A 25,801-nucleotide genomic window follows, 5' to 3' on the forward strand; every position below is an offset into this window, starting at 1 on the left:
TCTCGACCAAACTGTCTTTTAAACAGACGAATATTTTACGGTTGGCCATAAACTTTTTTAGTCTATTCATTTTCACTATTGGCAGGCATAATTAACTGATTGGCAGATTGAATTAGGTTCACAACAAAATTTTATTTTAGTTTACTGATCAAACACCTCATTTTAATATGATAAAGGAAAGTCCTTATAAAAAAAATATTGCGGTACTTATACATTTCCTAGGATGGATATTATTTGGCTCTTATCTGTTTATCATTACCCCATTATCGTGGAAAGTAGATTTACCGTTAGAATTTTGGGTTAAGCAGGGATTGATGCTGATACTCTTGCTCACTGCCTTTTATATCAACTTACATTTTCTGGTACCTAGGATTTTATTTAAAAACGATAACTTAAAATTTCTTTTGATAGCTCTGGCTATGGGAGGTGCATACATTGGAGTTATTTTTACTTATGATATTCTTTTCAATATGGCAGAAGTGATGCATAGTGTCTTTCGCCCCGATCAACCTTACGTGAGAAGGCCTAGAACATTTGGCACATTTGATTTATATAATTTGCTCGTGTTTTATATGGGTATAGGCATCAGCACTAGTGTGGCTGCCGTGAGAAAATGGCAAACAGATGAAGCATTAAGGTTAAAAATGGAGCAGCAAAGGATCAACTCTGAACTTACATACCTCAAGGCACAGATCAATCCGCATTTCTTCTTCAATACGCTGAACAATATCTATTCACTTACCAATCTAGATATAGAAAAAGCGCAGACAGCTATACTCAAACTCTCTAGGATGATGCGATATGTACTCTATGAAACTGAAAAAGACAATACCCGTGTCAGTAAAGAATTAGAATTTATCAAAGATTACATCGAACTGATGCGATTAAGGCTATCTGAAAAAATCAAATTGAAGATCAACATACCAGAAAATTTTGAAGAGGATAATATAGCACCGATGCTGTTACTGCCGTTTATAGAAAACTGTTTTAAACATGGGATCAGTTCCCAAAAATCCAGTGAGATCAGTATAAATATTTATATTAGAGATAAAATAATGGTTCTTGAAACCGTAAATTCAATTTTCAGTTCAAACCAAAGCACACCTGAAGGAAATGCCAGCGGCATAGGAGTGGCCAATACCAGAAGAAGGCTAGCTTTACTTTATGATCAAAAGCACGAACTTAAAGTAGATGATGAAAATCCGGAAAATGAATACAGGTTACATTTAAAAATAAAGCTGAAATGAAAATCAAATGTATAGCTGTAGATGATGAACCATTAGCGCTCGATCTAGTCTGCAGATTTATTGGACAAACTTCCTTCCTCTCCTTAGTTGGTAAATTTGAAAATGCCATTGAGGCCCTTGGCTTTTTAAACAAAAATGAAGTTCATCTAGTTTTTTTGGACATTCAGATGCCCGACCTTTCTGGTATGGAACTGGCCCGGGTTTTAGATGCTAAGAACGTATCAAATAAACCAAAAATAATTTTTACAACTGCCTATAATCAATTTGCCATTGAAGGTTATAAAGTTGATGCTATAGACTATTTATTGAAGCCTTTCAGTTATGAGGATTTTTTGAAAGCGTCTACCAGGTCCTTTCAGCACATAAACAATATTGCCCCTTCCAACCATCACAAACCGGAGGATTACATTTTTCTCAAAGTAGAATACCAGCTTGTAAAGGTCATGCTTAAGGACATTACCTATGTAGAGGCTTACAAAGATTATGTAAAGGTATATTTACTGGACAAGTCTAACCCTATACTTTCTCTATCCAGCCTAAAGAGTATGGAAGACCTCTTACCTGCTGATCGCTTTATGCGCATACACCGGTCCTTTATCATATCCCTGGACCACATCGATTCCATTTCAAGAAATATGGTCAACATAGGAAACACCCAAATCACCATAAGCGAAAATCATAAAGAAACTTTTATGCAATTTCTCAGTAAATGGATGGGATGACGGGGATGTTTAAGTTAAAATCTGACAAATCATTTAATAAGTTGATCTGTAAGCAAATTGACAGAAAGAGAAGTGTCATATGGTTTTAATCTACCTAAGCTCACATAGACTTTTGTTTCACTGGATCCTAACCATTTTCAAATCAGAATGATCATAGACAAGTAATTTATATAAACAGAAAAAATTACTGGCTATTAATATATAAATGCATTTGATTTAAAGTAAATCTTTTATAGTAGCGGTCGCCGTCAAAATCCAAAAGATCTCGGAGTAATAACTTCCCTGCTGTACCGATAAGGGGCCATGCGGGAGGAGTAAATATCCATTTTCCAAAGGAGTCTTTCATATGGCTGCGGTCAGAATTAAAATCATTGATATATGATACAGCAGGTATTATTTTGAATTGGGGTAAATCTTTGGATAACCAGCTTTCTGAATTGGGGAATGTCTGATTTAAATAATGGGTAAGCGGAGTAGGAAATGGCAAATCAGAATCAAAATCATAGATGTGATCCACACTATCTATGGTAGCCAACAGTACTACGTGATAGTCCCACCAGACAGGCTGAGTTTGTAGAGCTGATTTTTGGGCATAAAATGGACAATTTTTAGCTGTATTGGATATCAGTACGACTTTTTTGTGATCGGCTTCCAAGAAAGGGTGTTGGCACAAATGCCATATATTCTCTTCACAATAATTAGCTGTATACTCAAACGGTGATATTTTCATAAAAGGTAAAATTACAATTAATTAAAACCAGAATAATAATATTAACCTTTTTTAAGCATCTATTATCGTAATTTGGATAACCATATCCTACAGCGAGCTCTGATATCCCATGATGTTAAGTATAAAAATTCGTTTGACAGTCATAATTCCAACCTGTTAAAGTGATTTAGCATATAAAAAAACTAGACAAATTTGTAATTAGCATAATTGTAAACCATTTCAAATATGAAACCGATTTCAATTTTGTTTTTTAATTTAAAAATTATCTATATTTTTGATAAAATCAATAAACCTATAGTTCATGATGTACCATAACAAATGGCTAAAGCAAACTTTAGCTGCAGCTTTATTCTTATCATTTTACTCCTGTGAATCTCCACAGCAAGATACCACAGAAGAGGAAACCACGGAAAACGGATTTTTAAATGAACCTTTGATTTCCGACCACTACACGGCAGATCCCTCCGCCCATGTTTTTGAAGGAAGGATATATATATATCCATCGCATGATGTAGAGTCCGTAGTGGAAGAGGATGATTCTGGAGCTCATTTCAACATGAGGGATTACCATGTCTATTCTATGGAGCGACCTGGAGGAGAGATCACCGACCATGGTATGGTCCTAGATGTAGATGATGTACCCTGGGCAAAAAGACAAATGTGGGCACCTGATGCAGCTACTAAAGACGGTAAATACTATCTCTACTTTCCCGCCAAAGACCAGGAAGATATATTTAGACTGGGTGTAGCCGTAGCTGATTCACCGGCCGGCCCTTTTACGGCACAGCCTGATCCGATGGAAGGAAGCTTCAGCATAGATCCAGCCGTTTTTGAAGACCATGATGGGCAGCACTACATCTACTGGGGCGGTATCTGGGGTGGACAGTTGCAGAAATGGAGAACAGGAGAATATTTATCTACTGGCACCAGTCCATATGATGATGAGCCTGCTGATGATGAACCTGCCATAGCACCAAAAGTTGCCAGATTAAGCAGCGACATGTTACAGTTTGGAGAAGAACCAAGGGATATTCAGATATTGGATGAAGATGGGAGTCCTATATTAGCTGGAGACCATGACAGGAGATTCTTTGAAGCTGCGTGGGTCCACCATTATAATGATAAATATTATTTTTCATATTCTACAGGTGACACCCATAACATCGCCTATGCTATAGGTGATTCTCCATATGGTCCATTTACCTATCAAGGTGTAATCTTAAAACCAGTAGAAGGCTGGACCAATCACCATTCTATAGTAGAATTTGAAGGGAAATGGTATATATTCTATCATGACACTGAGCTGTCAGGTGAAACGCACCTAAGAAATATTAAAATGACGGAACTGAAACACAGACCTGATGGTACTATAGAGACCATCGATCCTATGAGAAGATAAAATGTATGTCCTTTACGGACGAAAAGTAGATTTATTAAACAGATATCACGTGATATTTTTTTCGAAAATAAAAAAAACCATGCTTCCGTAGAGGCATGGTTTTTTATTTTGATACAACAAATGGGAATATCCCTATCATCTTCCTACCAGGCCCGCCCTAAAGATTAGAATAGCCGAACCTGGGTAGGAAGTATTTAGGATATTACAGGCTTTAAATGAATTGATTCAACAGATTCTCATACATTTCCTGTCTTCCGCTGATAGATTTAGGTTCTCCAGTGGCAAGAGCATGTTCGCGTAAGTCTTCAAGAGTCAGTTTCCCCGATTCGAATTCTTTGCCTTTACCCTCATCGAACGAAGCATATCTCGCTTTACGCATAGCCCTATAATCTGAATTATCCAGAATGTCCTGAGCTATAAGCAATGCTCTTGCAAAAGCATCCATACTGCCGATGTGTGCATGAAAAAGATCTTCTAGATCCGTAGAATTTCTCCTTAGCTTGGCATCAAAGTTTACTCCACCACCTTGTATTCCTCCTGCTTCCAGTATTACCAACATGGCTTCAGTCAATTCCTGGAGGTTAAGTGCAAACTGATCAGTATCCCAACCGTTTTGGTAATCACCTCTATTGGCATCTATACTTCCTAGCATACCTGCATCAGCGGCTACCTGTAACTCATGCTGAAATGTGTGACCGGCTAAGGTAGCATGGTTTACTTCTATATTAAGTTTAAAATCTTTATCCAATCCATAAAGTCTTAGAAAACCGGCTACCGTAGCAGAATCGAAATCATACTGGTGTTTGGTAGGCTCCATTGGTTTTGGCTCTATAAGGAAATTACCTTTAAAACCCTGCTGACGCGCATAATCCCGCGCCATGGTAAGAAACTGAGCTAAATGTTCTGTTTCTCGTTTCATATCGGTATTGAGTAAAGACATATATCCTTCTCTTCCACCCCAGAATACATAGTTTTCCCCACCTAGGGCTATAGTAGCATCAATAGAATTCTTAACTTGAGTAGCTGCCCATGAAACTACATTAAAATCGGGGTTAGTCGAAGCACCATTCATATAACGTGGGTTACTGAAAACATTGGCTGTGCCCCAAAGAAGCTTGATACCAGTATCTTGCTGCTTTTGCTTAGCATACTCGACTATGGCCTTCATCCTTCTTTCATATTCCTCTATAGAATCACCTTCATCTACCAGATCCACATCATGGAAGCAGTAATATGGTGCTCCTATCTTTTGAATAAATTCAAATGCAGCATCCATTTTATCTTTGGCTCTCTGAACAGCATCGGATGACTCATCCCATTCAAAAGTTTTGGTTCCTGGACCAAAAGGATCATCCCCTTTGGCATTGAATGAATGCCAGTATGCGATGGCAAACTTGAAGTGCTCCTTCATGCTTTTACCCCCTACTACACGGTTTTCATCGTAAAATTTGAAAGCAAAAGGATTTTTGGAATCCCTTCCTTCGAATTTAATTTTTTCAATTGATGGAAAATAGGTTTTAGACATTTTAATTGTATTTAGTTAATAGGTTAATTTTTATTGTTAATCTTAGTATATTAATACTATATATATTGGATTTTATCTTAATCTACCCAAATAATTTTCCCAATGGTGGTAGGTATCTGTATAGGCAGTAGTGAGAGAAGAATCAGGTTCTATAAGTGCTATCCTTTCCAGACCATCAAAAGCCTGATGGCCATCTTCATATATACCTGCCCCTACACCAGCTCCCCTAGCAGCTCCCTGTGCGCCATCGGTATCATAGAGTTCCAGGCTTACATCATTCATATTCACAAAAGCTTCTCTGAAGAGTGGGCTCAAAAACATATTGGCCTTGCCTGCCTTTACCGTTTTTAGGTTTAATCCCATATCTTTCATAATATTAAACCCATAGGTCAAAGAACATACTATCCCTTCCTGGGCTGCACGTAACATATGTCTGCGATCATGTTTTAAAAGGTTCAGATTATTCATATGTGCACCTACATGCTTATTTTCCATGATCCGTTCTGCACCATTGCCAAAAGGTATAAAAGATAGCCCTTCTGATCCTATAGGGACTTCTGATGCCAGTTCATTCATTTCAGCATAATCAACTGTACCATTTCCCATCAGCTTTTTCATCCAGGAATTTAAAATACCCGTCCCGTTTACACAAAGCAGCACCCCATAGCTGGGCGTACGCTCACTATGATTCACGTGAACAAATGTATTTACTCTGGATTTTTCATCATATACCGGCTCGGTACTCACACCATATACAGTACCTGAAGTTCCTGCAGTGGTCGCGATTTCTCCAGCTTTTAATACATTCAGTGAAAAAGCATTATTTGGCTGGTCTCCAGCCCGATAAGTAATAGGCACCCCAGCTTCAATGCCGAGAATTTCAGCAGCTTCCTGGGTCACCTTGCCCTGTTGGGAAAATGAAGGCACCACATCGGCCAATAGGGATTTATCTATACCATAATGACTTAAAAGTTTTTCTGAGACACCGTTGGTCTTAAAATCCCAAAAAATTCCTTCCGATAGTCCGGTTTCAGAAGTAAGTATTTCCCCAGTCAGCTTCATAGCTATAAAATCGCCAGGAAGCATAATTTTATGTATTTTGCTATATAGTTCCGGCTCGTTTTCCTTTACCCATTTCAGTTTGGAGGCAGTGAAATTGCCTGGGGAATTAAGCAAATGTGGAAGGCAGTATTCTTCTCCCAACTCTTTAAATGCCTTATTCCCTATCTCTACTGCTCTGCTATCACACCAGATAATAGAGTGGCGTAATACTTGTTGGTTTTTATCCACTAATACCAGCCCATGCATTTGGTAAGAAATGCCGATGGCTTTTAACTCACCCTTCTTTATGCCACCGGCATTTACAACCGATTTGGTAGTTTCAATGATATACTTCCACCACATCATTGGGTCCTGCTCTGCCCAATCTTTCTGTGGTGAGTTAATGGACATTTCTACTTTAGGCAATCCTTCTGATGCTACGACTTTACCGGTATCTGCATCTAGTAAAGTGGCCTTTACAGAGGAGCTTCCGATGTCATATCCTATCAATAATCTTCTCATCATTTTTAAATTTTACCAGAAAACGATATATAATGCCGCGGTGATACCTAATATGATAAAAGCACCTATTTTAAAGCCTGTACTGGTTACAAACAAATCTTTTTCTATTTCTATGCTGTTTGGATGATCTTTTCCTTTTCCTTCCACTAAGCTGATAATGATCATCAAAGCCGCCAAAGCTAGGAAAACCACTCCCATTCTATCCAAAAATGGAAGTCCTGGGAAGAATATTTTAAGCACCACTGACATCGGTATACTAAGTGCCGCTGCCGTTAGAGCAGCATTGGAAGTGGTTTTCTTCCAAAATACCCCAAAGAAGAAAATAGCAAAAACACCTGGGCTTATAAATCCGGTATACTCCTGTATAAACTGAAAGGCCTGGTCTAGCTGCCCCAGTGCCGGCGCTACTAGTGCCGCTACTACAAAGGCGACTGCAGCAGTAATCCTACCTACCCTTACCTGTTTGGTTTGGGAAGCATTTTTATCAAAATATTTATTATACACATCCATGGTGAAAATAGTAGAAGTACTGTTAGCCATAGAAGCCAGTGAAGATACTATAGCTGCGGTAAGTGCTGCAAATGCCAGCCCTTTTAGACCTACAGGCAAAAGTTGAAGTAATGTGGGATAGGCACGATCAGATTTGATAATACCTGTAACCGGATCTTTCATCGATTCGATAAATCCTGGATCAATACCGTTTTTAACTATGACCAACGCTGCGATACCTGGAATGACTACAATCAATGGCATTAATAATTTTAAAAAACCAGCAAAAATCATCCCTTTCTGTGCTTCATCTAAACTTTTGGCCGCCAGAGCCCTTTGGGTAATGTACTGATTGAAACCCCAATAGCTCAAATTGGTGATCCACATACCTCCTACCAATACGCTAATACCTGGCAGATCCAAATAAGCATCTCTAGTGCCTCCCTGACCGTCTGGAATCATCATCTCTCCTCTGGACAGGATCATAGAAAAATGGCCTGGCACTTCTCTCCTTAATAAGCCTAAACCTTCCCAAGCACTACCCTCTCCTACCATAGTAAGTGCTATATAAGTGGTAGCTAAGCCCCCCGCTATAAGGAAAAACACTTGGACAACGTCTGTCCACGCCACAGCCTTCAAACCACCATAGATAGAGTATATCATCGCAAACAGTGCTAATCCCAAAATCCCATACGTCATAGGAACATTTAAAATGGTATTTAAACTAAGGGCTCCTAAATAAAGAACAGAAGTAAGGTTTACAAATACATACAATAGCAGCCAGAAGATAGCCATAGTGGTCCTGACACGTGTGTCATACCTGTCCAATAAAAAGCCGGGCATAGTATATATCCCTTTTTTCATGTATACAGGCAAAAAGAAAATAGCTACCACTATCAGGGTAACCGCGGCCATCCACTCATAAGTAGATATGGCCAGTCCGAGGGCAAATCCCGATCCCGACATACCTATAAATTGCTCTGCCGAAATATTGGATGCAATCAAAGACGCTCCAACTGCCCACCAGGGTAGTGCTTTGGATGCCAGAAAATAATCCTGTGAGTTTTTTATATGGCCTTTTTTCTCTCGGGACACGAAAAGGCCCATAGCAATAATAAGAAAACAGTACGCAACAAAAATTACCAGATCTAAGGTCTCAAAATTCATGGGGTATATAAAGATGTTTTAATGACTAAGATGAGTAGCAATTATATTTTTTTAACTGCCCAACATCTCCAAAATAAATAAAATTATGGAAAATGGCCCCAGTAGTAGATTGATCGCCGGAGGAAGCTCTTAATAAATTTAAGGTAGTTCCTTCCTAGCCTCCAGTCACTCTGAGACTAAAGCATTCTCTTTCGGTAAATGTATAAAATTCTCTCCAATCCAAGGCACCTAAATTATAATAGAATGCATAATTTTTATCTTCAAATCCAATATCAAATCAATTTTTCGGTTAAAACGGTCCAAAGGCAATTACTTGTTTTAAATTAAAAGAGATAATTTAAACTATTCCCTCGCCTTAAAATAACTTTCGGGAGGACCAAGATAACTTTCATCTACACTTCCTGTATTGATCACTAGTTTTTGTAAGACAATTCCTGGATCTACAAAATATATTCTCACTTTATGCTCTCCCTTTGTAGCTATTTTATGTTCACTTTCTACGACATTTATATTATTAGCTACCCATTTATTCCAGTCTCCTTCCCCACTGTTTGTATGCATAGAAATCACCTGAGGGGTCTCTCCTCCTATAGATACTCCAAACCTTATCCCTTCTGGTAAATTTAAGTAATTTAGTGTAGGTGATAGGTAAGTATGCAGGGTGATCATCCCAGGAGTTTCTACATAAATAGTATATTCAAGGTAATTTACCATCTCCTCATCTGACTTTACCTGACGAGATAATGTTACTGCTGATCCTGTTCTACCAAGATCAGGTACCGTGATCCATCTAAATGGCATGGTCTCTTTCTTCCCCGTAAAATTGGCTGCTTCTATGGAGATATATCCTCCACTTTCTACAAATCCCGTGAAGCCTTCGGGTATGACCATATGGTGTAAAGGAATTTCTACGGTAACTTTCTCTCTACCTGAATGAACAGTAATCCTCGAAGTTTTTTGACCAATAGGGACATTTTCCCAATTCACTTTTAGGTATATCCTTTCCTGATCTGAAGTGTTTCCTTCATTGGTAGATAATCCTATGAAGGGATCTTCCGAATGTATACTATATTGGAGCCGGCCTTCTCCTCTATTGAATATCTCCAGATAATGATCAGTCGTCATATAGGGAGTGAGCGTCTGAAATGTTAAATTATTTTGGGCAGGGAAAAAGTTTTCTGAACCCGAAAGGGCCACTCCTAATGCAGGTCGTCTGTTTGGCCTTTTGGTCTTTACTTCGGGCATTACGTTTTCTTCTGGTTGCTGCCAGTAGGTATAACCTATATGGGTTTGGTCCATCATATGGTTCCATTTGCCATCAGCAAGCTCCTCATTATAAATTCTGCTCAATTCCGCATCTCGCTCAAAAAGTTCTTTAACTTTTTCCGCTGTGTAATTAGTAAGGTTTCTCCCCTGCTTTTCATATAAATGATTATTGGCTACGGTAAGATAAAGTTCATTTAAATTAGCACATGCTATTACAGGATGTAATACTAGCTGATAGTAGGCGTCTTTATATTTATTATCGAGATTTTCATATAAACCTTCAGCCAGCTCCACCAGCTCATTATATTCTTTTACCACTCGCTCAGCTTCATTATAATGATGTAAAGAATAGGTATGTTGGTCCAGCAGTTCTGGCTTTCTTCGACCATTATACTTGGTGTATTTATCTAATAGATGGGCTATTTCAGGGGCAAATTCAGGCCCAAATTGTCGAACAGCCCACTCTTCAGTGTAATACCCCATACGATCCTCTGGGTAATTGTTTGGATTCCAGGCATAATCTAAAAAGAAAGTAATCGGAAGTTCCATGGGTTTGATATCTCCTACATTGACTATCCAAAGTTCATCCACTCCATGCTCATATGTCAATTTCATTTGTTCCCAGATCCTGCTAATTGGACTTGTGTTCAACCATTTATAATTTCGAGGCCCACCCACATAATCAAAGTGGTAGTACATACCATACCCTCCAGGGCGAGGCGCCTCGCCCAGACCAGGAAGCTTTCTTACATTTCCCCAATTATCATCAGCTAAAAGCAAAGTCACATCATCAGGGACCCTCATACCCTGATCATAATAATCCTGTACTTCCTTATACAAAGCCCATACTTGTGGGGTCTCGGAAGCGGGCTTTCCAGTAACTTCTTCGATAATACCACGCTGGTCTGCTACTATTCTTTCCAATAATTGAATATTGCTTTCTTCCGACATAGGTTCATCACCGTCACCACGCATCCCAAGGGTTACGATGCTTTCGTTATCCCCCATTCTTTTTATACCCTCTTTCCAAAATTCCTGGAGTACAGGAGCATTGCTTTCATAATTCCAATCGCCTGTTCCATATCGGCTCCATTCCACATGTGCCCTCATCAGGGGTTCATGGTGTGAGGTGCCAATGACCACCCCATATTTGTCAGCCAGTATAGGACTGATGGGATCATCGTCATAAATTGCCCTGCCCCACATGGCTGGCCATAGATAATTCCCTTTAAGCCTTAATATGAGTTCAAATACTTTTTCATAAAACTGGTGATTAAATCCCCCGAAATTTTCCTCTGCCCAGCCTGCTAAAGCTGGGGCTTCATCATTGATAAATATGCCTCTATATTTTACAGCGGGAGTTCCCTTTGTATGTTTTCCCTGAGAGATGTATAATTGGTCTTTCTTTTGGACAGGTACATCCGCCCACCAGTACCACGGACTCACTCCTATTTGCTCTGATAGTTCATAAATACCAAAAGTCGTCCCCCTTTTATCACTTCCTGCGATAACCAATGCTTCAGGTATTCCATCAAAAGGGTTTTCTACTGTCTGTATAAGATATGTTTCCCATTTGCCACCCAGTTCACTTCCTTTTATTTTACCTGTAGAGATCAGGCGATCTATTAGCTTGCTTTTCCCAATAGTACCTATGATGACTAATGGAGCGGACCCCTTAATATTTACTTTTTCTTCAAGGGTGGGCTTTTTTCCTGTCACCTTTTCGATATCAAGCTGAAGATTGGCAGCTGCTATCTTTACCCCCTCGGGTTCATCTGCATCTATGACCAATCCCGCTGCCGTCTCTGAACTTACTAGTGGAAATCTATCAGCCCCCTGTTCAGTAAACACTATATTCCCCCTCTGAAACCCCAGTGAATGGTGGGAATAAAGAAGGGTGAATATAAGGATATATAAAAAGGTATAATTCTTTAGGTTCATATCTGTCAAAGCTATTATTATAGAGATCCGAGTATCCCTAACTCTAGACCGCGAAGTTCTGCAAGGCCTTTTAATCTGCCGATAGCGGAATATCCCGGATTGGTTTCTTTATCTAAATCATCCAGCATCTGGTGCCCATGGTCAGGCCGGAAAGGAATCTGACTTTTGCTGTTTTGATTGATAAGGATCAACTTTCTCATCACCGCAGCCATATCTACATCCCCGTCGAGATGATCAGACTCGAAAAAATTACCCAAGCTATCTTTTTTTACATTTCGCAAATGGGCAAAATAAACCCTCTCTCCTATTTGATCCAATATAGCGGGCAAATCATTGGTCTTTCCTGCCCCTAGTGACCCTGTACAGAAACAGAACCCATTGAATTCCTCGTTTACCTGCTGGTAAATATATAAGAGGTCTTCCAGGCTGGAGGCTATCCTAGGCAGTCCTAAAATAGGATATGGTGGATCATCTGGATGAAGTGTCAGCACAATTCCCTCTTCCTCACAAGTAGTCTGTATACTGCGGAGAAAATTGAACAGGTTGTCAAATAATCCCTGTTTGCCTATCTTGTCGTAGACCGCAATGCTTTCTTCAAGTGAAGTAATGCTCACACTACCTTCAGTGGGTACCCCCATAAGGATTACATCTGCAAGCTGTTCCAGTTTTTCTTTTGAATAGCTGGGATACCTAGCTTCCACTTCCTGCATTACCTCTTGTGAGTATGACTCCTCCACGCGATCCCTTTTAAGAATATATTTATCAAAAATGGCTAAATCCACCCAATCAAAATATAGGGCTTTCACTCCATTTTCTAAGGTAAGGGCCAAATTTGTTCTGGTCCAATCCAGTACGGGCATAAAATTGTAGCAGATGGTTTTAAGACCTGCTTTGGAAAGATTTCTCAAAGATTGGCGGTAATTCTCTAGGTATTTTTCTGAATTTTGATCCTTTATCTTGATAGATTCATGTACCGGCACACTTTCTACCACAGACCACTCCAATCCACTGGCTTCGATGATAGCTTTACGTTCTAATATTTCTTCTAATGGCCAAACTTCTCCATGAGGAATATGATGAAGTGCCGACACTATACCACTAGCTCCTGCCTGTCTGACAGCTTGAAGTGATACTGGATCATTTGGACCATACCATCTCCAGGTTTGTAGTAGTTTTTTAGACTTTAACATAGGTTTAAATTTTTCGGGTCTTTATAATTTGGGAGGCATTCTGAATCATATTGGCGAATCTAATAAGGCTGTCACTATGGTAGCCACAGAATTTATTGATTTTTTAATAATTGTTGGATTGACGTTTTCAGGCTCATTATGAATGCTTAATACATCTGTAGAAAATTGAAGATTACGGGGCACATCAATCCTGTATTGGGTATATTCCTCATCCGTATAATTACTACCTTTCTTTTTTAGATGGCCATCCATCAGGTAATTGTGACTCCTTAAGGTAGCAGGTGGGCGCAAGGATGAATGTACTATGACAGATAGATTACCTGCTCTATGTGGGTGGGACATGTACCTATCACTAAGGCACGGCATCCCCTCACTTAAACCGATCCTAGCCTGATGATTTATGGAGGGATTTACCTCCATATATGAAGGTAAAATTTGTTCAGTTATAATTAGGGACGAAGCTTCCACACCTGTGCACCCCCACACGATAAATGATAAAAATAATATATTAATACTTTTGCTAATTATAAATGTCATTTTGGGTTAACTATATCGTATTTCATCTGTTTATTACTTTTTCAGACACCATTTTATTCAAGGGTGAAAGAAAAGAGGGTATATTAAACAGCTCCCTTTGTATAAATTCCTTAAGGGAGATCAGCTCAATACACCTACAAGTCGTAGAACATCATTCTAAAATACTATCTTTTAGCATTCAGCATGAGCATCTAAATCTTGTTTTTGACAAAAACTTCATAAACATCAAAATTATAAACTAAAAAAACAACCGATTTCATACTTATTTTATAAAACTACTTGATCCTTGTGAACAATTCCACCTATGACCAATTATAATTAGATACTTGATTATAGGACAGGCCCCGTAAATATGATGCTCTATATACTTGTAAAATAGAAACATAAACCTATACCTTACATAACTTGGAAGAAAAAACATAAAGGATCAAAAATGAAAATTTAAGCATTTTGGAAACAACCCATGGCGTTGAAACCGATTTCATAAATTTTCTTTTGAATAAATATTTTTAATTTATACATTTGGATACTTTGAAGACTTTAAATCCTGATTGAATACAATTATTGATTATTATTTATCATTTTTGATTAAAAATGACCCTGCCAAACCAAAATTAATATCACTTAGCCTTTATAATGGAAAAAGAAATAACTATATACGATATAGCTAAGGATTTAGGCCTTTCTCCTACTACAGTAAGCAGAGCATTGAATAACCACCCTGCGGTCAAGGAAAAAACCCGCAAGAAAATCTATGACGCAGCCGTTGAGATGGGTTATCAGTCCAATGTTTTCGCCTCTAATTTAAGAAGTAAGAAAACCCATAATATTGGTGTGATAGTACCCCGACTGAATAGTTCATTCCAAAGTTCGGTAATCGCTGGTATGGAAAAGGCCGTTAATGAAGCGGGATATAACCTTATCATCAGTCAGTCCCTAGAGTCTTATGATAAAGAAAAAGCCAATGTACTGGCCATGTTCAATAGCCGTGTCGATGGCCTTTTGGTATCATTAGCATCCAACACTCCCAATATAGATCATTTTACACCTTTTATAAAAAAACGTATCCCGGTACTGTTTTTTGATCGTATCATAGAGAACGACCAATATACAGGTATAGTCATAGACAATATACAGGCTGGATATAAAGCTACCACCCACCTGATAGAACAGGGGTGTAAGAGAATAGCTCATGTCATCGGTTACACTAAGATAAATGTATATGCTGACCGTTTGAAAGGTTATAAATATGCACTTATGGATAAGGATATGCCTCTGGATGAAACGCTGATCTTACATTCTGATCTCAATGAGGAATCAGGCAAAGATATAGTAGAAAAGCTTCTGAAAATGAAACCTATGCCTGATGGCCTATTTGTGTCCAATGATGCCTGCGCCGCCAGCTGCCTTCAACAGCTCAAGCTAAAAGGAATCAGCGTGCCCCAGGATATTGCCATAGTAGGATTTAATAACGATGTCATCTCCAGGCTGGTAGAACCTAATATAACCACTATAAATTATCCAGCATATGAAGTTGGCGAGGTGGCTATGAAAAACCTCATCAACCATCTAAAAGGTGATTCTGACAGGGTGCTTCAGAGTACCAATAAGATCACACTTAGATCAGAATTAATTATCAGAGGCTCTTCACTAAGAAAGTAAGCCCTCAGTTCTATATATAAACCCAAAAATATGAAAAAGTGGATAATTTTTTATTTCCTATTGACCTCAGCCATACAGGCCAGTGCTAATGATGGCTACAAACTGTGGCTTCAATACTACTCTATACCAGATGATAGTGAGAGCCGAAGCCATTTCGGATCCATACATGTAAGTGGAAATTCCCCTACTATAGAGGCTATTAAACAAGAACTCGATCTGGCTGCAAATGGATTTTTTGGAACACAGGCTATTATGAAAGAGGCCGATGAGGCGAGTATTATTATAAAAAAACATGATAAAGAAATCGCAAATGTCATCAGTAAAAAGGACATTAACTCAATAGGTGACCAGGGATTTGTCATAAAAACAATCAAATCGGGCTCACAAACAAAAATTTATATAACCGCTAATAGTGATTTAGGATTGTTATATGGGACCTTTAAATGGCTACAATATGTCCAAAAAGGTGATATGCTCCCTGAAGACGGTTTGGTACAAAGTCCCAAAATAGAAAGAAGAATCCTTAATCACTGGGATAATTTAGACCGAACAGTGGAAAGAGGCTATTCGGGATTTAGCATATGGAACTGGCACAGACTCCCTCGTCACATAGACCAGCAGTATCTTGATTATGCACGCGCAAATGCCGCAATTGGCATAAACGGAACTGTGGTGACCAATGTCAATGCAAATTCGCTTGTCCTGACAGAAGAATACCTTGAAAAAGTAGCGGCACTGGCAGATGTGTTTCGCCCATATGGTATAAAGACTTACCTTACTGCCAGATTTTCATCACCTATAGAAATAGGCAAATTAAACACAGCCGATCCACTTGATCCTGATGTACAGAAATGGTGGGCAGACAAGGCCGAAGAAATTTACCGGCACATTCCAGACTTTGGCGGATTTTTGGTAAAAGCTGATTCAGAAGGCCAACCTGGTCCCCATAATTATAAAAGGTCACAAGCTGAGGGAGCAAATTTATTGGCAGATGCACTAAAACCCCATGGCGGTATAGTCATGTGGCGTGCATTTGTGTATAGCGAAGAGTCTCCTGATGACAGGGCTAAACAAGCTTACAATGAGTTCAAACCCCTGGATGGTAAGTTTCGTGACAATGTGATCGTTCAGGTTAAAAACGGAGCGATAGATTTTCAGCCAAGAGAACCATTTCATCCTATGTTTGGAGGGCTGACCCAAACACCTCTGATGATGGAATTTCAGATCACCCAGGAATACTTAGGACACGATACCCACATGGCTTTTCTATCCAACATGTATGAAGAAGTCCTTCAAACCGACACCCATGCCAAGGGTGAAGGATCAACGGTCAGTAAAATCATCAGCGGTAATTTGCACGACCATGATCTGACCGCTATAGCAGGAGTTGCAAATATAGGCACGGACCGGAATTGGACAGGAAATCACTTTCATCAGGCTAACTGGTATTCTTATGGCAGGCTGGCTTGGGACCCTGATGAATCATCCGATATCATAGCTAAAGATTGGCTTGAACTTACTTTTACCCGTGACGAAACCTTCGTATCCAAAATTCAAAAGATGATGCTAGATTCACACCAAATGGTGGTAAATTATATGACTCCATTGGGTCTGCACCATATCATGGCATGGAACCATCATTACGGACCTGGTCCATGGATTACTGATAAGCACCGGGATGACTGGACCAGTACTTATTATCATCAGGCCAGCAGCTATGGTATCGGCTTTGACAGGACAGCATCTGGCAGCAATGCCCTAAGCCAATATCACCCTCACCTATCGGAAAAATGGTCTGATAAATCCAGCGTACCAGAAAAATACCTACTCTGGTTTCATCATGTAGCCTGGGACCATACCCTTTCCAGCGGGAGAATACTTTGGGACGAGCTGGCGCTCAGGTATCAAAAAGGAGTTAATGAAGCCAGAAACAACATAGAGACCTGGCAAGAAATGGAAGGTAAAATAGATCAAGAAAGATTTAAACATATAGCATCTTTTTTGAAAATTCAGGCCGAAGAAGCAGAATGGTGGAAAAATGCCTGCCTGCTATATTTTCAGCAATTTTCACAGAAACCTTTTCCAGATGGTGTAGAAGAGCCAGAAAGAGATTTAAACTATTATAAAAATATTGACCCAAAATTTGTACCAGGGATCTAAAACCAAAATCATGAATACGACGCAGAAAGTGGCCATAGTAACCGGAGGAGCATCAGGCCTGGGATTTGCTATAGCAAAAAAATTTACCGAATCAGGCATTCTTACTGTTATTATAGGAAGAAATGAAAACAAGCTTCAGAAAGCAGCCGATGAACTGGGAGAACTTGCTCACACCATCAGTTTTGATTTGAATGAAGCAAGCGGCATTCCTGAACTAATACAGCTTATCCAAGACAGATATGGCAGAATAGATATATTGGTAAACAATGCCGGGATCAACCTTAAAAAGCCAATGCTGGATGTGACGGTAGAAGAATTTCACAAAGTACTCAATACCAACGTAGTATCCGTTTTTGTAATGAGCCGTGAAGTAAGTAAAATGATGATAGCACAAGGTGAGGGCAGCATAGTGAATATCAGCTCCATGGCAGCACAATATGGTATACCGAAAGTTATAGCATACACCGCTTCAAAATCAGCGATCGAAGGAATGACCAAAGCCATGGCTGTAGAGCTATCTCCACTAGGCATTAGAGTAAATTGCGTAGCTCCGGGGTTCATAGTAACAGATATGACTGCTACTGCCTTTAAAGATGACCCTCAGAGAAAGGAAAAAATACTCAGTAGGACCCCAATGGGCAAAATGGGGGACCCTTCAGATATAGCTGAAGCAGTGTATTATTTCTCCAATGGAACATCCTCATACGTAACAGGTGCTATCCTTGCCGTGGACGGAGGCAATTCTATTGGTTTCTAATTAATCATATATCATGCTTAAACTTCTATTACCCAAAATACCATGTCCTACTTATATAATATAACCAAGATAGTTATATCATCAGCTATAATAAATTTACTGCCTGTAGAAAACCTACAAGCACAATACCTTAAAGACAGTTTCCATAATAATTTCACCATCGGAGCGGCCATAAATTACCGTCAAGTGAGGGAGTTGACTCAACAAGAAGAAAAAATATTGTTTGCCCATTTTAACAGTATAACTGCAGAGAACCTATTAAAGTGGGGAAGTATACATCCCCGACCCGACCAGTACGATTTTGAAGCTGCTGATCGCTTTGTAGATTTGGGGAATAAAATGAATGCATTTATAGTCGGACATACACTGGTATGGCACCAGCAGACTCCAGAGTGGGTTTTTGAGGATGAAGATGGAAATGCTTTATCTAAAGAAGCCTTATTAGAAAGGATGAGGGAACATATCAATACAGTAGCTGGACGGTATAAAGGACGCATCCACGGATGGGATGTTGTCAATGAAGCCATATTTGATGATGGAAATTACCGGAACTCCCATTGGTATAATATCACTGGTAAAGACTTTATCAAAGAAGCGTTCAGATCAGCCAGCAAGGTGGATCCAGATATGGAATTATATTATAATGACTATAATATGTGGAAGCCTGCCAAAAGAGAAACTGCCATTCAGCTAGCCAAAGAACTTCGAGCTGAAGGCATTAGAATAGATGGTATAGGTATGCAGGGACATTATGGGTTGGAATCCCCTTCCTTAGAGGAAATAGAAAACTCTATACTAGCCATAGCTAAGGCCGGGTTTAAGGTGATGTTTACAGAAGTGGACATTGATGTGCTCCCAAACCCAGTAAACCGACACGGGGCAGATATAGATGCCACTTTTGAATTTGAAGAAAAATATAATCCATATACCACAGCATTACCGGCAGATATCCAAAAAAAATTAGAGGACCGGTACAAAGAATTATTTGAACTTTTTCTCAAACATGAAGACAAAATATCAAGAGTAACCTTTTGGGGACTCACAGACCAAGATAGCTGGCTCAATGATTGGCCCATGAGGGGAAGGACGGCATACCCACTGCTTTTTGATAGAGATGGCTACCCTAAAGAAAACGTTTTAAAAGAGCTGGATAACCTACAGCCTTAAATTAAAAACCACTAAGCTATCTCCATAGAACCGGGATAGCTTAGTAATTACTTTTAAGCCACCCTCCCATTTTTTATTTTTTTTTATATCAAAAGAACCACGTCCACCAAGCTCATTTTTTAATACTATAAATTTTAAATAGGTCATCATTATTACAGTATGCACAAAGATTTTTGCCCTATAGATTAAATAGTAACCGAAGATACCGAATTGTCGCTATCCGTATTAGTACATCATAAATTATAGATTATAACATATAAATCAACTTATTCATAACCTTAATAAATGAAATCGATCCCATAATTTTATTATATAACTATTAAGCTATATTTTTATTATAATAGGATATTTCAAATATAAAAAATAACTAAAAATTATCTTAATTTAATAAGTTATATAATATATATTTAATTTATAAATTATCATTTTTATTTGATATTTAAGCTATTAAGTTAAGTGAAATAAAATAGTTATGAAATCGGTTGCATTTATTATTTTTTTTTAAGAGGTTTAGCTAATTATTAGGTTCTTCGGTGTTTACATGCCTTGTGAGCAAGTGCGACTTAGTAAGAAATATTTAATTAACTAACCCTTAAATAATCAACGTATGGAATTGAAATCCGCCAAGATTATCAGAATGGTCAATTTAAAGACCGCTGATAATTGGCTAGTTCGAATGACAGGAGTATTGGTATTTGTGCTTCTCAGCTCCCTGTCAATGGCCCAAACAGTAAATGTAACAGGCGTGGTCTTGGATGATGACGAATTGGGATTACCTGGAGCATCTATTCAAGAAAAAGGTACAGGTAACGGTGTAGTGACAGGATTGGATGGTGATTTTTCCATCAATGTTCAGCCAGGTGCTACTTTAGTAATTTCGTTTGTAGGCTTTGCTTCACAGGAAATCGCGGTAGGAAACCGATCCAACCTAAGGATTGTAATGCAGCCTGACTTAGGGGCATTGGATGAAGTGGTAGTTATAGGTTACGGCACTATGCGTCAGGAGGCCGTTACAGGATCTGTAGCATCCATCGGTGGAGAGAGCTTGAGAGAAGTAGCTGCAGGGAATGTTACTGAAGCACTTCAGGGTCGGTTACCGGGTGTACAGATTTCACAAACGTCTACCCAACCTGGTGCTACACAGCAAATCAGGATTCGTGGAACACGGTCTCTGACAGCTAGTAATGATCCTCTTATTGTTTTGAACGGGATACCTTTTGCAGGCTCTATTTCTGACATTAACCCAGAAAATATTGAAAGCCTTGACATATTAAAAGATGCCTCTGCTACTGCTATTTATGGATCAAGAGGTGCTAATGGAGTGGTACTGATCACCACAAAAGCTGGTTTTAAGGGGCAGCAGGCACGAGTAAGTTATAGCGGTTTCCATGGTCCAAAGACAGTATTTTCCCCGTATCCTATGATGGATGCAAATGAATTCATGCAAATGCGTGATGCTGCAGGATTATTCCAAAATGAAGGAGCTAGTGAATCCAGGGACGTTAATACAGATTGGCAGGACTTATTTTACCAGACCGGTACCATGTCAAACCATGATGTGAGTGTAGCGGGGGGAGGAGAAAAAAGCACCTATAGTTTTGGTTTGGGATATTACCATGAAGAGGGAGTAGTGCCGACACAGCAATTCGACAGGTTTTCTATGCGGGCTGCAGTAGATCAGGAAATAGGAAACCATCTCCGGATCGGTTTCAATACCAATAACAATTTTAGCACGACACAAGGTTCACAGGTAGGCTTATATAATGTTTTAAGCATGTCTCCCCTAGCTAGTCCTTTCAATCCGGATGGCACGCGTAGAAGGGTTATAAACATGCCTCAGGATGATACATTTGTTTTAACCAGAGACAGGCTAAATGATATAGATGGACAGTGGTTGAATGAAACGCGAGCTTATGCTACCTACAATGCCGTATATGCGGAGGTAAAAATACCTGGCGTGGAAGGTTTAAAGTATCGGGCTAATCTCGGGTTGGATTATCGTCAGAGTAACCAGGGAGAGTATACCGGAATGGGAATAAACAGTCCTAACGAAGAAACATTGTCCACAGCAGCAGTGGGAAATTCACATAATTTTCACTGGTTAATGGAAAATTTGCTTACTTATGATAAAATTTTTGCAGATAAACACATATTCAATGTAACAGCGCTTTACTCAACAGAACAGAATACATTTTATAGCTCTAGAATGACGGGTCGTGGTATGCTTTCTGATCAATTTCAATTTTATAACATAGGTCTAGCAACAGAAGAAATTCAGATCAACCCAGGTGATCAGCAATATAATCAATGGGGATTGATGTCTTATATGGGTAGAGTAATGTACTCCTATGATGACAGATATATGATTTCTGCGACATTAAGGTCAGATGGATCCTCTAGGCTTTCACCGGGCTTCAATTGGCATACTTATCCTGCCATTTCTGCAGGTTGGAATGTGAGTAAAGAGCCCTTCATGAATAATTTCACCAATATTGACATGCTAAAGTTGCGTGTGGGCTATGGTCAGACTTCCAATCAGGCAATTGCTCCTTACGCTACTTTGGGCGGTTTGGGTACCAGACCTTATAACTTTGGTGATGATACCTATGCAATGGGATATTTTGTAAATTCACTTCCGAATCAAAATCTTGGTTGGGAATACTCAGAAACCTGGAATATCGGAATTGATTTTGATATTTACAATCGTCGTTTGACCGGTAGTTTAGAATTTTATGACACCCAAACCCGGGATATATTACTGAATGTAACCCTACCTGCTACTAACGGTGTAGGAAGCTATACGGCCAATATCGGGGAAACACAAAACAGAGGTGTAGAATTAGCTTTAAACGGATTAATCCTGGAAAAAAGGGATTGGAGTTGGGAAGCTGGTGTGAATGTGTATGTTAACCGAAACAAATTATTGGCGTTGGCTTCTGGGAACCAGAGAGACGAATCAAACTGGTGGTTTGTGGGACATCCAATAAATGTGATTTTTGACCATAGAAATATAGGATTATGGCAGGAAGGTGATCCACATCGTGATATACTGGAGCCAGGAGGAAATGCTGGTATGATTAAAGTAGAATATACCGGAGGTTTTAATGATGAAGGTGTCCCATTGAGAGCGATAGGACCTGATGACCGTCAGATTTTGGATCTTCAGCCAAATTTCATGGGTGGATTTAATTCACTATTAAAATACAAGAATTTTGATTTCACCATCGTTGGGATGTTCAATAGTGGAGGGGTACTTATCAGTAATCTTCACTCCTCTTCCGGATACCTCAATATGATGAACGGCAGAAGAAACAATGTAAGCGTAGATTACTGGACACCGGAAAATACGGGTGCCAAATATCCTGCTCCAGGTGGCCTAGCTTCAGGGGACAACCCTAAGTATGGCAGCACGTTGGGTTATTTTGATGCTTCTTATTTAAAAATAAGAACCATGACTTTAGGATATAATTTTGATCAGACAGGTAATTGGATGAGCGCAGCAGGGATAAGTAGATTTAGGATATACGGTGCCGTGCAGAACCCTTTTGTATTGTTTTCACCATTTAACAGGGAAACGGGTCTGGATCCGGAAACCAATTCATTTGCAGATCAGAACACTGCTGTACAAGGCCCTTTGCCTAGCAGATTACTAACCATCGGTACCAATGCGCCAGCTACGCGTAATTTTATATTCGGTATTAATTTGACATTTTAATCATTTATGAAATCGGGCATGATGAAAACTTCAATTCCGGAGATCACCCGGTTAACATGCAAGATTCCATGTGACATTAAAAAAAAATCAACCAAATGAAAAAGATAAATATATATATGAATTCAATGAAAGGCTCGCTTGTGGCAGCTCTTTTATTGGTTTCTTGTACTGATATATTGGAAGAAACACCAAGGGCCACCTTTGAACCCAGTTTTTTTCAGACTCAGGAAGGAATCCAGGGAGGATTGACCTCGATGTATGCGCATCTACGCTACATTTACGGACAGGCTTACTTTTATAATACTACCCTTACCGGTACTGATGAAGTAACTTATGCCCAAAGTGCTGACCAAAATTTCCTGGTCATGGACCTAAGCGGTCAGGGTGATATTGATCCTAATAGCAGCAGGGCAGATGTACTGTGGAATGCCGCATATTCAAATATCAATACTGCCAGTGGGATAATAGAATTTGCTTCTGAAGTAGGTACATCTGATGCATTAATAGCAGAAGCAAGATTCTTTAGGGCTTTTGATTATTTTCAATTAGTTCAGACATTCGGGGGGGTCCCACTGGATTTAGGGGCTGGAGAACTAGAATTTAATATTACTCCTTCAAGGACATCAACCAGGAACACTGTACCTGAAGTGTATACAAAGGGAGTATTTCCAGATTTAGTGAGAGCAATTAATGATTTGCCTGACGCACCTCGTTTAACCGGTACTGCTACCAAAACATTGGCCCGCTTATACCTGGCCAAAGCATACCTTACCTATGGTTGGTGGTTAGAAAACCCAAATAACATTCCTACTTATCCTGACACGCCTCGGGTAGATCCTGACGGTCATAATCCACAGTGGTATTATCAGCAAGCGTATGATATTGCATTGGAAGCAATTGCAAATCCTGGACCTTTCAGATTACAGGAAACCTTCTATGATGTAAACGTAGCTCAAAATGACCGTAACATGGAGTTGTTGCTTTATGCAGATCATACAGAAACCAGCGAATTTTACAATGCAGGTAGTTTAACATGGGGTAATGGCGAAGCTCCTGATAACTTTGCCGGATGGATGATGACCTGGAACTATACCGTCTTGAGAAGTAGCCGATCCAATACTACCTGGACGAATGATGTAGAATCAGTAAGACGTGAGGCTGTTCAGGCCCTAGGCAGACCATGGACACGTATGGCTCCCACCATTGGTGCCATCACTAATACATTTGCCGATAAAACAAATGATTCCCGATATGATGGCACCTTTACTACAGTTTATCGTGCCAATATTGGCCGAACAACTCCTATCCCAGGACCGGTATATAATGCAAACTTTCTACCTGTTCAGGATGGTGATGCCATATTGACCTTCCTTAATGAACAACCTGCTCAAGCAATAAATTTCCCCTCCCCTTTTAATTTAGGAGCAAATCTTGGAGCCGGAACTTTGCCTGGGAGGTCTGATTTTGTGATGGGTCCAAATAATATAAGTAGAATAGTGTATCCAGGACTTTGGAAACTTGGTCCATACCGAACAGATAGTGGCACTGGATTAGGTGAACCAAATGCAGGAAGTACAAGACCATTTAATATTGCCAAATTTTCAGAGCTTTATTTAATAGCCGCTGAAGCCGCCGTAAAGGGTGCTACAGGTCCTCAAAGTGCACGTGATCTGGTCAATGTACTCCGGGCAAGAGCAGGTGTATGGCGTTGGGACAACAATGGCAACCAACCAAAAATAGTGGACAACAGTGCATTAATGGTTGCAGCCACTCCCGCTATCATCGATATCAACTATATCCTTGCGGAGCGTTCAAGAGAATATTATGGAGAAGGTTACCGATGGTATGACCTGGTCCGTACCCAAAAATGGAACGAGCTGGCAGGTACGTACCAGATAGCCGGTAGAAATTATGGAGACCGTACGGCACAAACGATTACCAGAAATATCCAGCCTTACCATTATTTGCGCCCTATACCACAAAGTCAGATAGATGCTATGGAAGGGGATAGAGCAGGATATCAAAACCCTGGATATTAATATCATAAAAACCACTATTTTTATTAAACCGGGTAGAAATTACTACCCGGTTTTTTTTTATGCTTTGTATAAATTCCAAAATCATTTTTTAAAATTATGGTGTAATCCTTTTACAGATCCATATCGTGGTAAAACTTATACCGGTCTGCCGTGCCCTGCGCAGGCAATAGAAATTTATCCCTTACATTTAAATAATAATCTATATATTAGAATATCACCAGGAAGGATTGTATGCGGATACAGTAGAAGATAAATTCAACCCACTTAGATTGTTATCATACCCTACTCTTTCTGAAGCAACCCTTTAGAACCTATTCAGAAAAATGAAAACAAAATTATTTTAAAAACTAAGTCTGTAAATATTAAACCAATCACGATTATTTTCCATTGCCGGAAAATCTGTTTTTACGTTCATATAAAAATAGGTAGGCTTCTTATTGTTAAGTTTTAGTTCATTTTAATATTATCAGCATTTCAGGTTATTTCCACTCATTCACGCTCTCTGAAGACCAGGAAAGGGATACT

16 protein-coding genes are annotated in these 25,801 nt (G+C 39.4%); 9 read left to right on the forward strand and 7 right to left on the reverse strand.

Translation table 11 applies throughout. The annotated features are described in order from the left end of the window. The first annotated feature begins 167 nt into the window (after window positions 1-167). Entirely contained in the window at window positions 168-1,247 is a 1,080-nt protein-coding gene (locus EL17_RS00665) for a sensor histidine kinase (RefSeq protein ID WP_316932602.1), read from the forward strand. Next, window positions 1,244-1,969 (forward strand): LytR/AlgR family response regulator transcription factor, encoded by a 726-nt coding sequence (locus tag EL17_RS00670; RefSeq protein WP_035068649.1) that lies wholly within the window; start codon window positions 1,244-1,246, stop codon window positions 1,967-1,969. Before EL17_RS00665 ends, EL17_RS00670 begins: the two co-directional genes overlap by 4 nt. Before the next feature lie 184 nt (window positions 1,970-2,153). On the opposite strand, the gene EL17_RS00675 is transcribed toward EL17_RS00670, so the two are convergent. Next, entirely contained in the window at window positions 2,154-2,699 is a 546-nt protein-coding gene (locus EL17_RS00675; RefSeq protein ID WP_035068651.1) for a protein N-terminal glutamine amidohydrolase, read from the reverse strand. A gap of 304 nt (window positions 2,700-3,003) precedes the next feature. On the opposite strand from EL17_RS00675, the gene EL17_RS00680 reads away from it, so the two are divergent. Next, the gene (locus EL17_RS00680; protein WP_035068653.1) at window positions 3,004-4,098 is read left to right on the forward strand and encodes a glycoside hydrolase family 43 protein; all 1,095 of its coding nucleotides are present in this window, start codon (window positions 3,004-3,006) and stop codon (window positions 4,096-4,098) included. A 211-nt stretch (window positions 4,099-4,309) separates the two neighbouring features. Here the strand turns inward: EL17_RS00680 and xylA are convergent, their stop codons facing one another. From xylA to EL17_RS00710, 6 genes are all read right to left on the reverse strand, one after another. Then, window positions 4,310-5,623, reverse strand: a complete 1,314-nt coding sequence (gene xylA / locus EL17_RS00685) for a xylose isomerase (RefSeq protein WP_035068655.1) — start codon at window positions 5,621-5,623, stop codon at window positions 4,310-4,312. Window positions 5,624-5,695: 72 nt separating this feature from the next. Further along, window positions 5,696-7,186, reverse strand: a complete 1,491-nt coding sequence (locus tag EL17_RS00690) for a xylulokinase (protein ID WP_035068657.1) — start codon at window positions 7,184-7,186, stop codon at window positions 5,696-5,698. A gap of 12 nt (window positions 7,187-7,198) precedes the next feature. Continuing rightward, window positions 7,199-8,842: a sodium/sugar symporter gene (locus EL17_RS00695; protein WP_035068660.1), complete on the reverse strand. Its 1,644-nt coding sequence runs from the start codon at window positions 8,840-8,842 to the stop codon at window positions 7,199-7,201. A 342-nt stretch (window positions 8,843-9,184) separates the two neighbouring features. Further along, on the reverse strand, window positions 9,185-12,049 hold the full coding sequence (locus tag EL17_RS00700) for a glycosyl hydrolase 115 family protein (protein WP_035068662.1): 2,865 nt from the start codon (window positions 12,047-12,049) through the stop codon (window positions 9,185-9,187). A gap of 17 nt (window positions 12,050-12,066) precedes the next feature. Further along, the gene (gene uxuA / locus EL17_RS00705; RefSeq protein ID WP_035068664.1) at window positions 12,067-13,239 is read right to left on the reverse strand and encodes a mannonate dehydratase; all 1,173 of its coding nucleotides are present in this window, start codon (window positions 13,237-13,239) and stop codon (window positions 12,067-12,069) included. 45 nt (window positions 13,240-13,284) lie between these two features. Next, complete coding sequence (locus EL17_RS00710) at window positions 13,285-13,659, reverse strand: hypothetical protein (protein ID WP_035068668.1); 375 nt, start codon at window positions 13,657-13,659, stop codon at window positions 13,285-13,287. A gap of 753 nt (window positions 13,660-14,412) precedes the next feature. Here EL17_RS00710 and EL17_RS00720 point away from each other — a divergent pair. The 6 genes from EL17_RS00720 to EL17_RS00745 all read left to right on the forward strand — a co-directional run bounded on the left by EL17_RS00720 (window position 14,413) and on the right by EL17_RS00745 (window position 25,276). Further along, window positions 14,413-15,438, forward strand: a complete 1,026-nt coding sequence (locus tag EL17_RS00720; protein ID WP_035068673.1) for a LacI family DNA-binding transcriptional regulator — start codon at window positions 14,413-14,415, stop codon at window positions 15,436-15,438. Window positions 15,439-15,468: 30 nt separating this feature from the next. Further along, the gene (locus EL17_RS00725; protein WP_035068676.1) at window positions 15,469-17,598 is read left to right on the forward strand and encodes an alpha-glucuronidase family glycosyl hydrolase; all 2,130 of its coding nucleotides are present in this window, start codon (window positions 15,469-15,471) and stop codon (window positions 17,596-17,598) included. Between the two features lie 10 nt (window positions 17,599-17,608). Beyond that, the gene (locus tag EL17_RS00730) at window positions 17,609-18,355 is read left to right on the forward strand and encodes an SDR family NAD(P)-dependent oxidoreductase (protein ID WP_035068995.1); all 747 of its coding nucleotides are present in this window, start codon (window positions 17,609-17,611) and stop codon (window positions 18,353-18,355) included. 42 nt (window positions 18,356-18,397) lie between these two features. After that, entirely contained in the window at window positions 18,398-19,522 is a 1,125-nt protein-coding gene (locus EL17_RS00735) for an endo-1,4-beta-xylanase (RefSeq protein WP_035068679.1), read from the forward strand. Between the two features lie 607 nt (window positions 19,523-20,129). After that, a complete protein-coding gene (locus tag EL17_RS00740; protein WP_035068681.1) occupies window positions 20,130-23,237 on the forward strand; it encodes a SusC/RagA family TonB-linked outer membrane protein in 3,108 nt (1,035 codons plus the stop codon). A 95-nt stretch (window positions 23,238-23,332) separates the two neighbouring features. After that, a complete protein-coding gene (locus tag EL17_RS00745) occupies window positions 23,333-25,276 on the forward strand; it encodes a RagB/SusD family nutrient uptake outer membrane protein (RefSeq protein WP_035068684.1) in 1,944 nt (647 codons plus the stop codon). The last annotated feature ends 525 nt before the right edge of the window (window positions 25,277-25,801 follow it).

Origin of the sequence: Anditalea andensis (genome assembly GCF_000714815.1) — a bacterium.
Lineage (GTDB): Bacteria > Bacteroidota > Bacteroidia > Cytophagales > Cyclobacteriaceae > Anditalea > Anditalea andensis.

Excerpts from the sequence above, each read along its gene's own strand:
- EL17_RS00745 (WP_035068684.1), top strand. The coding sequence starts at position 23,333 with ATGAAAAAGATAAATATATATATGAATTCAATGAAAGGCTCGCTTGTG.
- EL17_RS00720 (WP_035068673.1), top strand. The coding sequence starts at position 14,413 with ATGGAAAAAGAAATAACTATATACGATATAGCTAAGGATTTAGGCCTT.
- EL17_RS00680 (WP_035068653.1), top strand. The coding sequence starts at position 3,004 with ATGTACCATAACAAATGGCTAAAGCAAACTTTAGCTGCAGCTTTATTC.
- EL17_RS00695 (WP_035068660.1), bottom strand. The coding sequence starts at position 8,842 with ATGAATTTTGAGACCTTAGATCTGGTAATTTTTGTTGCGTACTGTTTT.
- EL17_RS00710 (WP_035068668.1), bottom strand. The coding sequence starts at position 13,659 with ATGGAGGTAAATCCCTCCATAAATCATCAGGCTAGGATCGGTTTAAGT.
- EL17_RS00690 (WP_035068657.1), bottom strand. The coding sequence starts at position 7,186 with ATGAGAAGATTATTGATAGGATATGACATCGGAAGCTCCTCTGTAAAG.
- EL17_RS00675 (WP_035068651.1), bottom strand. The coding sequence starts at position 2,699 with ATGAAAATATCACCGTTTGAGTATACAGCTAATTATTGTGAAGAGAAT.
- EL17_RS00735 (WP_035068679.1), top strand. The coding sequence starts at position 18,398 with ATGTCCTACTTATATAATATAACCAAGATAGTTATATCATCAGCTATA.
- EL17_RS00740 (WP_035068681.1), top strand. The coding sequence starts at position 20,130 with ATGGAATTGAAATCCGCCAAGATTATCAGAATGGTCAATTTAAAGACC.
- EL17_RS00665 (WP_316932602.1), top strand. The coding sequence starts at position 168 with ATGATAAAGGAAAGTCCTTATAAAAAAAATATTGCGGTACTTATACAT.
- EL17_RS00725 (WP_035068676.1), top strand. The coding sequence starts at position 15,469 with ATGAAAAAGTGGATAATTTTTTATTTCCTATTGACCTCAGCCATACAG.
- EL17_RS00730 (WP_035068995.1), top strand. The coding sequence starts at position 17,609 with ATGAATACGACGCAGAAAGTGGCCATAGTAACCGGAGGAGCATCAGGC.
- EL17_RS00700 (WP_035068662.1), bottom strand. The coding sequence starts at position 12,049 with ATGAACCTAAAGAATTATACCTTTTTATATATCCTTATATTCACCCTT.
- uxuA (WP_035068664.1), bottom strand. The coding sequence starts at position 13,239 with ATGTTAAAGTCTAAAAAACTACTACAAACCTGGAGATGGTATGGTCCA.
- EL17_RS00670 (WP_035068649.1), top strand. The coding sequence starts at position 1,244 with ATGAAAATCAAATGTATAGCTGTAGATGATGAACCATTAGCGCTCGAT.
- xylA (WP_035068655.1), bottom strand. The coding sequence starts at position 5,623 with ATGTCTAAAACCTATTTTCCATCAATTGAAAAAATTAAATTCGAAGGA.